The following is a 12080-nucleotide window of genomic DNA, read 5'->3' as shown; positions in this document are numbered from 1 at the left end:
GAATGACGATGGCGAGAACTGCAGAGCGGGCGATCAGCCCGGTGGATGTGAGTGATATTGCCCTCTACACCGAGGACAGGTGGCGGGAACCCTTTGCCATGTTGCGGCAGGACATGCCGGTCAGCTGGTGCCCCGACAGTCCTTATGGCGGCTATTGGTCGGTGGTCACGCATGATCTGATCCAGGAAGTGGAGCTGAACCACGCCGTGTTTTCCTCATCCTGGGACAATGGCAACATCGTCATTGCCGATCCACCGCCGCAATCAAACCTTCCCAACTTCATCGCCGCCGACCCGCCGGTGCATACCGATCAGCGCAAAGTGATCGCGCCCGCTTTCAACCCCAGCCAGATGGCGGCACAGGAAAAGGTGGTGAAACAGCGGACGCGCGAGCTGTTCGACGCATTGCCGGCGGGTGAGACGTTCGACTGGGTTGAACAGGTTTCGATACCGCTCACCATCGGCATGCTGTGCATCCTGTTTGATTTCCCTTGGGAAGAACGCCACGACCTGAAACGCTGGTCGGACTATGGCAGCAATGTTTCACCGGAAACAGCGACAGAGGAATATCGCGCCGAATGGATGGCACAAATGGGGCAGATGCTGGCCCGGTTTGACGAGGAGTTTGCCAAGCGGCGGGCAATGCCGCCCACCGACGATCTGCTTTCGCGCATGGTACACAGTCAGGCCATGGGCAATCTCAACCCGATGGAACGGCTCGCCAACATTGCGCTGTTGATTGTGGGCGGTAACGACACGACGCGCAATTCGATGAGCGGCTTTGTTGAGGCGACCAACCTGTATCCTGCTGAACTGGACCGACTGCGTGCCGACCGGTCACTGATCCCCAATGCCGCGCAGGAAATCATCCGCTGGCAGTCGCCGGTCACGCACATGCGGCGCACCGCCGTCTCCGATACGGTGCTGGGCGGACAGCCCATCGCCAAGGGGGAGAAGGTAATCATGTGGTACATTTCCGGCAACCGGGACGAACGGGTTTTTGCCGATGCTGAACGGTTCGACGTTGGTCGGGACAATGCCCGGCGACATGTTGCCTTTGGTCATGGCATTCACCGCTGCGTGGGCGCGCGGCTGGCGGAAATCCAGTTGGCGACATTGATCGAGGAGATTGTCGAGCGCGGCATTCGGGTGGAGATGCAAGGCCCGCCCGAGCGGCTGCCCAGCCCCTTCCTGCACGGATTTGTCCATATGCCGGTGCGCATGGTGGCGGCATGACCATGTCAGGTTTTGAGCAACTGGAGGTCGAGGCCGACGGACCGATCCTGTGGCTGCGCATCCACCGACCTGAAGCGATGAACGCCTATACGGCGCAAATGGGTGCCGAACTGGTGCGCGGTTTCGCACTGGCCGATCAGGACGATGGCATCCGGGTGGTGATCCTGACAGCCAAGGGTCGCGTCTTTTGCGCCGGGGCCGATGTTTCGGCGGGAGCAGGGGCGTTTGACACACAAAGCGGCGAAGGCGCAAAGAATTTCGGTTCACGCGACGGCGACCGCGCCGACAGTGATTTCATCGGCGCAATGCAGCGATGCCGCAAGCCGTCAATCGTTGCATTCAACGGCTCAGCGGCAGGCGTCGGCCTCACGCTGACACTGCCGTGCGACATACGTATTGCAGCGGACACGGCCAAGTTCGGCTGTGTCTTTACCCGTCGCGGGCTGGTGCCGGAGGCGGGATCGGCATGGTTCCTGCCGCGGATTGTCGGCCTGCCGACCGCTCTGCGATGGTGCCTGACCGGCGCGCTGGTCCCGGCAAGCGAGGCGCTGGCAGCCGGGCTGGTCAGCGAATTGGTGCCGGTCGAGCAACTTGAGGAGCGGGCACGTGCGCTGGCGACGGAGATTGCCGAGAACACCGCCCCGGTGGCAACCGCCCTGACCCGGCGGATGTTGTGGGAGTTTTCGGCACAGCAGACCGCAGCCGGCGCGTTGGGCGTCGATGCAGCGATGAACATCGCGCTGGGTCAGGGTGCAGACGTGCACGAAGGCGTCGCTGCCTTCCTCGAAAAGCGCCTCCCCCGGTTTCCGGGCAAGGCGTCGAGCGATATGCCCGCCAATCCATGGTGGCCGGGCAGCTGAACCGCAGCGCTTGTCGATAATGACCCGCGGTCCCGTTGAACAAACAACGGGACCAATCAGGCCGTCCTATTCGGCTGCCTCTGCCACTCTCACTTCGTTGGCGACCTTGCCATCATAGACAAATTCACTGCCGTTGAGGTCAATGTTGGGGAACTCGCCACGTTCCTTCCAATAATCCTGATTGTGCCGCCATTCAGGCTTGTCGCCACGCCGGGGCATCTGGTCGATCCCGCGCATCAGATAGCCGGGGTTGAAGTTGTCGGCTTCGATCCAGGGCAGGATTTCCATACCTTCATCCTCGGGCCGCAAGCGCACGTCGATCCGCTTGGCACCCTTGGCATCCATGGCGTTAAGCAACGCACAGATGAAATCGCCCTGCATATCGACCCGCAGTGTCCAGCTGGCGCGGAAATAGCCCATCACCCAGGCCATGTTGGGCACACCGGTAAACATCATGCCGCGATAGGTAACGGTATCGGCCCAATTGACCGGCTTGCCATCGACGCTGAACGGAATGTCTCCCATCACCGAAAGGCGGAAGCCGGTACAGGCGACGATGATGTCGGCTTCAAGCAATTCGCCGGAGCTGGTCAACACGCCGGTTTCGGTGAAGCGGTCGATGGTATCGGTCACCACGGTCAGCTTGCCAGCAACCGCGGCCTGGAAAATGTCGCCATTGGGACAGAAGGCGAGGCGCTGTTGCCAAGGGCGGTATCTGGGTGTGAAGTGTGGTTCAAACTGGAAATCGGGCTTGCCGGTAAAGGCGCGCACCAACTCCTTCAGCTCCTCGAACACCTGATCAGGCTCGTCTATGCAGCGTTGGGTCATCGCCGCCTGATCATGCATGATCTGGGCGCGGACGACGCGGTGGATCGTTGGTTCGTCGATGCCGCCGGCGCGCAGCTTGTCAGCGAGCTCATTCTTGTTTTCCGAGCAGAAGAAATAGGTGGGCGAACGTTGCAGCATCGTCACATGCGCCGCCTTTTCGGCAAAAGCGGGGACGACCGTGGCAGCGGTGGCGCCCGAGCCGATCACCAGCACACGCTTGCCCGTGTAATCGGTCGCCGGGTCCCATTTCTGGGCGTGGACGAACAGGCCCTTGTAATCCGACAGGCCGGCCCAGTCGGGAATGTAGGGCTTTTCATGGTCATAATAGCCCTGGCACATCCACAGGAAGTTGGCAGTGAACAGTGTCTTGGCGCCATCGGCCTTGCGGGTGGCCTCGACTGTCCAAAGATTGTCGGCGCTGGACCATTTGCAGGCGGTGATCAGATGGCCGTAGCGGATGTGCTGACCGATGCCATTTTCCTCGATCACCTCCCCCATATATCTGAGGATCTCTTCCGCCGAGGCGATTGGCGTGCCAACCCAGGGTTTGAAGCGGTATCCAAAGGTGTAGAGGTCAGAATCCGAACGGACGCCGGGATATTTGTGGGTTTCCCACGTGCCGCCGAACGTGTCCTTGCATTCAATGATGGCATAGCTTTTGCCGGGGCACTGGTCCTGGAGATGATAGGCCGAACCGATGCCGGATATGCCGGCTCCGACAATCAACACATCGACATGGGTAACGCCGCCCGCCGATTCAGCCGCAGCCCTTTCCATAACTTCCGCCATTTCGACTCATCCTCTCCAATAGTCCTTTCCTGCCCTTTTGGGCTTGGAGCAGAGATTAGGTCTTTGACCCTAATCAAAGCAAGGACGAAGAATCGCTGGCCGGCCCGATCCGGGCAGCGCCGCCATTTGCCAAGCGGGTTCGAGCGGCTATGGCTTGGACATGACCGCTGAATTGCCCCCTGCCCATCGTGGACCGCGCAAGCCCGAACCACCTCTGATCGAACGGGCACGCAGGGCCGGCTGGATGATGTTGGTGCTGAGCGTGGGAGCGATGGTGCTGGCGCGCTTCGGTCCCGAAGCAGCCCACGTAGCCGCCATATCGGCCGCCGCCGTGCTGGGGCTGTTGGGGCTATTGTGCATCGTCAATGTGGCGCTCGTCCGTGGCATTTACCGCGAACTGGACAAGGCGCGAGAGGCTGCCGAAACCGGCAGCAGGGATCAGAGCAAATAGCGCATCCGGATTGACTGGCTGACACTGCCGGTCGTTATGGCGAAGGAAGCATCGGCAAAGCGTGGCGGCCCCATGCGGATAGGGGCATTGCGCGACGATCCCACACCTTCGCGCGGTATCCCCAGCGTGGTGTCAATGCGGCCATTGGCATTCTCATCATGAATGACGGCAATCGCCCATGTGCCCGGAGCCAGACCTGTGACCCGCGCGGTGGGCACACTGGCCGGTATCGTCACCGATCGTGCGCCCGCATCACCCCGGCAATCCGGAAAACGGCGGGCGTTGGTGGTCAGGCAGATCAGCACATTGCCGCGCGTCGAGCGCAGGTTGGTGATGCTGATTTCCACGGTCCCTGCCGCTGCCGCAGGCTGGCTATGGACGGGGGCTGAAATCGACAGGATCGCGATCAGTGCCGCACAACCGGTCCCAATGGCGGAAATAGAGCCCATAATTGCAGCGATACTCCCGGTGATGCCGTTCATGATGGCTTGCTGTTATCAGCCACTTCCCCAACGGTCCATGAACGATACGCCGGGAGAACATTTCCCAGCCCATATGATTGGCGATGCCCATCACCGTCATGATGGTAAGTACGAGGCCGAGAATGCCGACATGAATGGGAATGACAAAGGTCAGCAACGGGATGACCAGCGCGCCCGACAGCGCCTCCCAAGGATGAAAGCTCATCGCAGCCCAGGCGGTCGGAGGCTTGCTGGCATGATGCAACGCATGGCCCCAGCGCAGGCCGCGCGGTCCGTGCATCCAGCGGTGCGTCCAGTAAAACCATGTGTCGTGCAGCAAAAGATAGAGCATCAGCGACAGCGGTGCATACCACAGCGGCCAATCCGACCAGTCGGTGTAGATACGGGTCCAACCCCGGTTCTGCCACCCCCAAGCGACCACACCGGCGGGCAGGCCATAGATGGCGGCCGAAGCAAGGCTCCAGCGCACTTCATTCCTGATCTGCGCGTCCTGCCCGGCATACAGGCCTGGCCGCACCCGCCCCGTGATCCAGGCAAACAGGCCCGACGTGGCGAGATAGCGCAACGCGACGATGAGCGTCATCGCCAGCGCGGAGAAAAGGATGGCTGCCCAGGGCAGCGAGGCGAACTGTGTCATGCGCCCCGTCGTCTAGCAGCGACGCTCACCGCTGGGCAGTCCCAATCAGCACGTGCGCAGAGCCAGCAAATCACCGTTCCCATTGCAACGGGCAATAATCCGGCTGAACGATGCAAGATGGAACGTCGCCGGACTGCAACGGTGGCGGGCGCCTTCATGCCATCATCCGTCATGCCTCCGGCAGCGCCCCAGCCAATTATTAACCATGTTTTGCGAAAAGCTGTCCCGCTGAACAACCCCAGGTACCAAAGCCATGCCATCTGATCAGATTGTACCGGTGCGAAATACAATTGCCGGCGGTATCCTGACCGGAGGCAAGTCCGCCCTCGCCAAACCCCTGGCGGTGCCGCTCGCACTCATATTGCTGATGCTCGGCGCCTGCGCCCCGTTTGACTATGCCGCCGCCTCTCCCGAGGAGCGGCAAGTCTGGCTCGATGCGACAGCCAAGGGCATGGCCAGCGGCCTGGAAAAAACGCTTCCGCGTGGCAGCAACGGCTTTTACGCAGAAATGGGCCCTACCCGCACCGACGCGGAGGCCAAGACCATTGATGTCGTCGTCAATGTGACATCCGGCGGGGAAAAAATCTCCATCGGGACGGCGACACGCGACCAGATGATGGAGCAGGTGTGCAGCACCTATTCCAATACCGACATCGAACGGAACGGCATTGCCGTCAGCGTCCGTTACATGTTGCCTGGCGGCGGCACAGCCGTTGCGCTGACCATGTCGCCGGAAAATTGCGCCCGATATGCTGGGGGATGATGGCTTGCGGACAGCAGGCCTGCACTGACTGACCGTTGCGACCGCTTGCCTGAAACGGGCTTCAAGGCCACAAGGCCTCCATGCCGCCCAGCCTGATCATCATCGACGACTTTCTGGCCAACCCCGATGTTGCCCGTGCCGCCGCGCTGAAGCTCGCCTATGACCCGGCGACCAAGCATGGCAATTATCCCGGCATCCTGTCCGACCGGCCGCTCACTATCCCGGGGCTGGAGGCGCAGGTTTCGACGCTGGCGGGAATGCCGCTTGTCCCCGCGCCGGGTACCAACCATGCGCAATGCCGGGTGACGATGAAGGGGGATCGCGGCCAGACCGGCGTGCACATCGACCCGGCCGCCTATTCCGGCATCCTCTATCTTACCAAGCCCGAACATTGTGCCGGCGGGACGGATTTTTTCCGCCACAAGCGCACCGGACTGGACCGGGTGCCGATGGACATGCCGGGCATCCGCGCAGCGGGATATGGCGATATCAACCGGCTGATCGAGGATGTTGTCAACCGCGACACCAATCGCCGTTCTGCGTGGGAAAAGCTGTTCACCATTCCGATGCGTTACAATCGGTTGCTGTTGTTCAGCCCCTGGCTGTTCCATGATGCGGCGCCTGGGTTCGGCACCGACCCGGAAACCGCACGTCTGGTGATGCTGATGTTCTTTGCCCATGCGCCGGCCACTGCGGAGACACCGGGCGGAGGCGTGCCATGAACGACGCCAGCAGACCGGGCCCGGCGCGCGGCTGGCAATGGATGCTGGCCGCTGCGGCTGCCTATAACCTGTTGATCGGCGTGCCCGGCCTGGTCATGAGCGCGGCGGTGAACGACCGGATCGTCAGCCTGTTGGTCGCCTGTTTCGGCCTGGTCTATGCCATCACCGCTACGGACCCGCGCCGGTTCGCACCAATGCTGTGGGCCGGCATGGTGGGCAAGCTGGGCATCATCGCCCTGCTCGGACCCGATCTTGCAGCGGGCGTCACCCCGGCCGGGACGATCCCCATACTGGCGGGGGACGCGCTGTTCACCATCGGCTTCGCCGCCCTTTTGCTGAGACTGCGGCGGTCTGACTAGCCAGCCATGGCCAGCCTGTTGCGGCCGGCATTTTTGGCGTCATACAGCGCCTTGTCAGCCCGGCACAAAATGCCGTCGAGCCGCTCATCCGGCCTTGACCTGGCCACGCCGAAACTGGCGGTTATCCGGGTGAGCCCGCCAGCGGCGATGAACGGCACCTGTTCCAGCCTCTCGCGGATCGCCTCGACAATCACCAGCATCGCTGCGTCATCGCCCGCTCCATGGGGCAAGAGGATGGCAAACTCTTCTCCGCCGAGTCGGGCAACAAGCGAACCCTTTGGCGCCATGCTGTCGAGCAACTTGGCAGTGTGCTGCAGGGCAAGGTCCCCAGCGGCATGGCCCATGCTGTCATTGATCCGCTTGAAATGGTCGATATCAGCCATAACCAGCATATGGCTTAAGCCGTCCGCCAGTCGCGCTTCGGCCATCTCGACAAAGGCCCGCCGATTAAGCAGGCTGGTCAGTACGTCCCGCCGCGCCAGATGGTCGAGTGCGAGGTTGGCCCTCTGGAGTTTCCAGCTGAGCCAGGCCACATAGCAATAGGCTGGCGGGGCGACGAGCAAGGGAACGATCAGCGACACGAGCATCGAGTCGCGATAGGTAATGGTCCCGTTGATGGCGAAGCTGAAATGCGTTGCCGCCGTTGACGCGGCGACCGATCCGCCGACGACGAGAATACCTGTCACAATCAGGCGGAATATGGTCGATCGTTCGTTCCGCTCCATAAATCAATGCTATAGCATTATAGCGATTAGGGAAGCGTTAACCGCAAGTGGCAGCAGGACCAGCGCAATAAAATCATTGGCCGATAACGCGGCGCATTTTATCCCAAACGGACATTCTTCAGGGGGGACGCCAGATGACAGGATTTTGCCGGAATTGCGGCGCGGCGATTCAGGATGGCGCGGGTTTTTGCGGTGGCTGCGGTTCGGCGCAAAGCAGCAGCGGGGCCGTGCCCGGCGGACGCGGATCATCTCTCCCCTGGGTCATCGCCATTCTCGCCGTGCTGCTGCTTGGTATTGCCAGCGGCTACATATTGATGCTGAAACAAGGTGAAGAAGCTTCCACACCTGCACAAGTTGCAGCCGACGCACCGTCCGCCCCTGCTGCCGCCGCACCACAGACTGCATCCGCAGCACCTCCTGCGGTGCCAGCGACCGAGGTGAGCCCGCCACTTTCCTCCGCCCCGTTGCCGGCCCCCGCACCGGTCGCCGCAACAATCAGCTCGGGCACGACCAACAGCGGCGCAGACCGCCTGATCGGCAGCTATACCGCCTATATCGGTCGCGAGGACCTGTTTGCCAGCGATGGTGTGCGGCTCAGCCAGCCCTGGCAGATTCTTCGCCAGGATCGCGCCAATGTGCACCGCTTTGGTATTCGCCATTCTGGCGACAGCGGGGACAGCTTCTTTGCCAGTGCCAACAACCGGGCAACCATGGAGCGCATGGTGATGCAGGGCCGTATCAGTCCGGCGGCCGCGCGGGCCATTGTCACCGGAGGCAGTCTGGTCGAAGTGTCCATTTATGGCAGCGGCAGCACCGGCCGCTACCTTGACATCAAGGTCAACTACTGACCGGGCCGATGCGAGCCGGATGACGCCAAATTGCGAGCAAAAGCCCTTCCAGCCTCTTGCCCCTCCGCATAGCGGTGCTATCGAGGGCATGCCTTGTACGCAGGGCATGGCAAGGCTCTCTTGATCTCCGGGGGGAATAAGGATGGCGAAATTCTGTAACGGCTGTGGCGCTGCACTTGCAGCCAATGCACAGTTTTGTGGCAGCTGCGGTGCTTCGGTGGCACAAGTCGCGCCTCCTCCCGCTGCTGGCCCCGCGCCCTCACCCTATGTTCCGCCCGTGCAATATCCCGCCGCTGGTGTTGCACCACCCGGCGGGACCAACCTGCCATGGATCATTGCCGGGGCGGTTGTGCTGTTGCTCGGCGTGGCCGTCGCCTATCTGTTCATGACCCGTGACAAGGCGGAGGCTGCACCGGAGGCCACAGCCGCGGGGGCACCCGCCGAGGCCGTAGCTACCGAGGCTGTGGGCGCAGAGGTGCTGAAATATGTCACCAGCCAGACCAATATCCGCAACATTGCCACGGCCCAGGGCCCGGACAGCCGGGTCGTCGGCACGTTGAGCCGGGGCCAGCAAGTACGCGGCACCATGCATCGTGGCCTCAGCGGCGACAGCTACTGGTTCAAACTGGCCGATGGCCGCGGCTATGTCAGCGCGATCAATCTGAGCGACGGCCCGCCCGGACCGGAAACCGCAGCGACAGCATCAGTGCGGCCGCCGCTGCCCAATGGCACATATTGTTCAGTCATCACCAATTCCGGCAATCTCCGCATCCGCAATGCGCCAGCCGGCGCAGTTATCGGTGCCATGCCGCGTGGTTCGCGTTTCCAGGCGTTTGACCAGCAATATGACCGTGCGGGCTATATCTGGGTCCACATCCAACCGATCGATGGTCGTTATCCCATTGGGTGGGTGTTGAGCAGCTATATCTCCTGCTAAACCATTCAGGCGGACCAGCACCCGGGACAGGGCGCCCCGAACACCCCTGTTGCAAGGCCAACCATGCGCGCATTCAAAATCCTGTTAGTCGTTGCCCTCATCTCAGGATTGGGCACGGCGGCTTATCTGCTGCTTGCCGAACGTTGGCAGCCCGGACCGGCGATCGTCGTCGATGCACAAGATTATCTGCCGGACGGCACTGTCGCTGCCGTGCCCATCGGTGATGGCGTAAACGGCGATCTTGCCGGTAAACCCGGCGGGGAGGCGCCGTCTTCAGCTGATGGCCTGTTGGCGCTGACCGACGGGGGGGAGGCTGATGCCGTCAAACTGTGCCGATCCAACTATGCCACTTTGCGCGACCAGCTGCCGTCAGGCGGCACATTGTTCGGTCATTTGCGCAGCGATGAAGCGCCCCGCAGTTCTCTGGTGGCGACGCCAGCAGGCTTTGGTGGCGGCAATTGTTCCTTGATCCACGCCTCTGCGGCGGGTGCGCTCTCGCGGATGCTGGCGGCGGCGCGCGCCGATGACCCGGCGGTGGCGCGGGCCATGATGGGCATTTCCTGTTATCGCTCGATCGAGCGACAGGCTGCCCTGTTCTGCAATGCTGACCGCATCGCCTCGCGCGGCTATGCCGGGCAGGCGCGCTGGGTCGCGCCGCCCGGTTTCAGCGAGCATTCCACCGGTCTCGCGATCGATTTTGGCAGCCGCAATGGCAACTGCAACCTGGAACAATGTTTCAAAAATGATCCGGTTGGCCGCTGGCTGAAGGAAAATGCACGACGCTTTGGTTTCCACCTCTCCTTCCCCGAAGGAAACCCGCAGGGCGTTTCCTTCGAACCCTGGCATTATCGCTATGTCGGCGGTGGCAGCGGGGTGGTTTCACGCAACCGGCGGATCAGCGAAGAGGAATCGGTCGTCCGCCCGGAGGTTGAGGCGCCCATCGATCTTCCGATCCAGCCTGGTGACGAAATTTTCGCGCCCCCCGAAACCAACTGAACCCGTTGATGGACGAAGGACCACGGCCATGAGAAACATCTCCATCCTGATCACCGCCGCCGCTGCGACACTGTTGGGCGCCTGCACCGCCAGCGCGGACGGCAATGCCGCAGGCACTCCAGGCCAGCCGGAACCACAGGGGCCTGCCGTAGTGGGTGGATGGTCCACCGGGGAGGTCACGCCAGATGCCCGCGAAGCTGCCCAATTTGCCGTGACTGCGATGAACCAGCCTGGCGTCACGCTGACCAGTATAGACGCGGTCCAGCAACAGGTAGTGGCGGGCATCAACTACAGGATCGACCTGACCCTGTCCGACAACAGCCGGGTTCGTGCCACCGTTTGGAAAAAGCTCGACGGCACGTTCGAACTGACCAATATTAGCCCGATCATCAGCCCGCGCCGCTGATCATCCTCAGAGTCGTTCGTCAGAAAAAGGTCGTGAGCCAGTAGAATAGCGCGCCAACCGTGGCGCTGGCCGGCAGGGTGATGAACCATGCGGTCACGACATTGCCCGCGACGCCCCAGCGCACCGCGCTGGCACGACGGGCGGCTCCGGCGCCGATAATGCTGCCGGTGATAGTGTGGGTCGTTGACACGGGAATGCCCAGCAAAGAGGCCGTGAACACCATGATCGAGCCGCCGGTCGATGCAGCAAAGCCCTGATGGTGGGACAGCTTGGTGATGCGGCTGCCCATGGTTTCAATGATCTTCCACCCGCCGGACAGTGTTCCCAACGCAATGGCGATGTAACAGCTGATCGCCACCCAGTGCGGCACATGGAATTCGCCCGCCAGATAGCCGGTCGAATAGAGCAGCACAGTGATGATCCCCATCGTCTTCTGCGCATCATTGAGGCCGTGGCTCAGCGAATAGGCGGCGGAGGAAAAGAGGTGCATGAAGCGGAAGCTGCGTTCCGCTCCGCGCGCCGTCGCCCGCTTGAGCGCCCAGCTCGACAACAGCATGACCAGCATTGCCAGCATCATGCCAAGCATTGGTGAGAGGAAGATGGCGACAACCGTCTTGTTGAGGCCGGTCCACTGGATGCCGCTGAGCCCGGCATGGGCAACGCCGGCACCAACGATTCCGCCAATCAGCGCATGACTCGAAGAAGAAGGAATACCTTTCAGCCAGGTGACGATGTTCCAGAACATCGCCCCCACCAGCGCACCGAACACAACCGCCGGGGTTACCAGATCCTTGTCGATGATCCCCTTGCCAATGGTCTCGGCAACCTTGTGCAGGCTGGGGAAGATGATCGACAGGAAATAGGCGGCAAAATTGAAAAAGGCGGCAAAGATGACCGCCCATACGGGCGACAGCAGCCGGGTTGCGACCACGGTGGCAATCGAATTGGCAGCGTCATGCAAACCGTTGAGAAAATCGAACATCAGGGCGAGGATGATCAGCCCGACGAGCAGCGGAAAAGCGAGTTCATGCATGGATCGTCT

At 61.8% G+C, this 12080-nt stretch carries 15 protein-coding genes; 10 read left to right on the top strand and 5 right to left on the bottom strand.

The genetic code is table 11. The features are described 5' to 3' along the window. Positions 1-8: 8 nt before the first annotated feature. Positions 9-1235 (top strand): cytochrome P450, encoded by a 1227-nt coding sequence (locus tag GV829_RS07810; RefSeq protein ID WP_246202771.1) that lies wholly within the window; start codon positions 9-11, stop codon positions 1233-1235. Continuing rightward, a complete protein-coding gene (locus GV829_RS07805) occupies positions 1232-2095 on the top strand; it encodes an enoyl-CoA hydratase-related protein (protein ID WP_246202769.1) in 864 nt (287 codons plus the stop codon). Before GV829_RS07810 ends, GV829_RS07805 begins: the two co-directional genes overlap by 4 nt. 66 nt (positions 2096-2161) lie before the next feature. Here the strand turns inward: GV829_RS07805 and GV829_RS07800 are convergent, their stop codons facing one another. Continuing rightward, positions 2162-3712, bottom strand: a complete 1551-nt coding sequence (locus tag GV829_RS07800) for a flavin-containing monooxygenase (RefSeq protein WP_246202768.1) — start codon at positions 3710-3712, stop codon at positions 2162-2164. 160 nt (positions 3713-3872) lie between these two features. Here GV829_RS07800 and GV829_RS07795 point away from each other — a divergent pair, with 160 nt between their 5' ends. Beyond that, positions 3873-4163, top strand: a complete 291-nt coding sequence (locus tag GV829_RS07795) for a hypothetical protein (protein WP_169945551.1) — start codon at positions 3873-3875, stop codon at positions 4161-4163. On the opposite strand, the gene GV829_RS07790 is transcribed toward GV829_RS07795, so the two are convergent. Together GV829_RS07790 and GV829_RS07785 are read right to left on the bottom strand one after the other, a co-directional pair. Then, positions 4151-4510 (bottom strand): DUF2141 domain-containing protein, encoded by a 360-nt coding sequence (locus GV829_RS07790; RefSeq protein ID WP_246202766.1) that lies wholly within the window; start codon positions 4508-4510, stop codon positions 4151-4153. The two genes, GV829_RS07795 and GV829_RS07790, sit on opposite strands and share 13 nt — an antisense overlap. Before the next feature lie 25 nt (positions 4511-4535). Further along, positions 4536-5282, bottom strand: a complete 747-nt coding sequence (locus GV829_RS07785; protein WP_169945547.1) for a sterol desaturase family protein — start codon at positions 5280-5282, stop codon at positions 4536-4538. 253 nt (positions 5283-5535) lie between these two features. On the opposite strand from GV829_RS07785, the gene GV829_RS07780 reads away from it, so the two are divergent. From GV829_RS07780 to GV829_RS07770, 3 genes are all read left to right on the top strand, one after another. Then, positions 5536-6045: a hypothetical protein gene (locus GV829_RS07780; protein WP_169945545.1), complete on the top strand. Its 510-nt coding sequence runs from the start codon at positions 5536-5538 to the stop codon at positions 6043-6045. An 80-nt stretch (positions 6046-6125) separates the two neighbouring features. Beyond that, positions 6126-6767, top strand: coding sequence for a DUF6445 family protein (locus GV829_RS07775; RefSeq protein WP_169945543.1), 642 nt, complete (start codon positions 6126-6128; stop codon positions 6765-6767). Next, positions 6764-7126, top strand: coding sequence for a hypothetical protein (locus tag GV829_RS07770; RefSeq protein WP_169945541.1), 363 nt, complete (start codon positions 6764-6766; stop codon positions 7124-7126). The genes GV829_RS07775 and GV829_RS07770 overlap by 4 nt, the downstream gene beginning before the upstream one ends. Here GV829_RS07770 and GV829_RS07765 read toward each other — a convergent pair. Next, positions 7123-7851, bottom strand: coding sequence for a GGDEF domain-containing protein (locus GV829_RS07765; RefSeq protein ID WP_169945539.1), 729 nt, complete (start codon positions 7849-7851; stop codon positions 7123-7125). The genes GV829_RS07770 and GV829_RS07765 overlap by 4 nt on opposite strands. 134 nt (positions 7852-7985) lie before the next feature. Here GV829_RS07765 and GV829_RS14255 point away from each other — a divergent pair, with 134 nt between their 5' ends. The 4 genes from GV829_RS14255 to GV829_RS07745 all read left to right on the top strand — a co-directional run bounded on the left by GV829_RS14255 (position 7986) and on the right by GV829_RS07745 (position 11038). Continuing rightward, positions 7986-8699 carry a zinc ribbon domain-containing protein gene (locus GV829_RS14255; RefSeq protein WP_212612114.1) on the top strand — a complete coding sequence of 238 codons (714 nt, stop codon included), beginning with the start codon at positions 7986-7988 and terminating at the stop codon, positions 8697-8699. Positions 8700-8841: 142 nt separating this feature from the next. Further along, a complete protein-coding gene (locus GV829_RS07755) occupies positions 8842-9636 on the top strand; it encodes an SH3 domain-containing protein (protein WP_169945537.1) in 795 nt (264 codons plus the stop codon). Positions 9637-9699: 63 nt separating this feature from the next. Then, positions 9700-10632, top strand: coding sequence for a M15 family metallopeptidase (locus GV829_RS07750; protein ID WP_169945535.1), 933 nt, complete (start codon positions 9700-9702; stop codon positions 10630-10632). 28 nt (positions 10633-10660) lie between these two features. Beyond that, a complete protein-coding gene (locus tag GV829_RS07745; protein WP_169945533.1) occupies positions 10661-11038 on the top strand; it encodes a cystatin domain-containing protein in 378 nt (125 codons plus the stop codon). A gap of 19 nt (positions 11039-11057) precedes the next feature. Here the strand turns inward: GV829_RS07745 and GV829_RS07740 are convergent, their stop codons facing one another. Then, a complete protein-coding gene (locus GV829_RS07740) occupies positions 11058-12071 on the bottom strand; it encodes an inorganic phosphate transporter (protein WP_169945531.1) in 1014 nt (337 codons plus the stop codon). Positions 12072-12080 lie beyond the last annotated feature (9 nt).

It is taken from the genome of Sphingomonas lacunae, assembly GCF_012979535.1.
GTDB classification, from domain to species: domain Bacteria; phylum Pseudomonadota; class Alphaproteobacteria; order Sphingomonadales; family Sphingomonadaceae; genus Sphingopyxis; species Sphingopyxis lacunae.
Note: the sequence above shows the minus strand (reverse complement) of the source record. Positions and strands in the feature narration are given on the sequence as shown.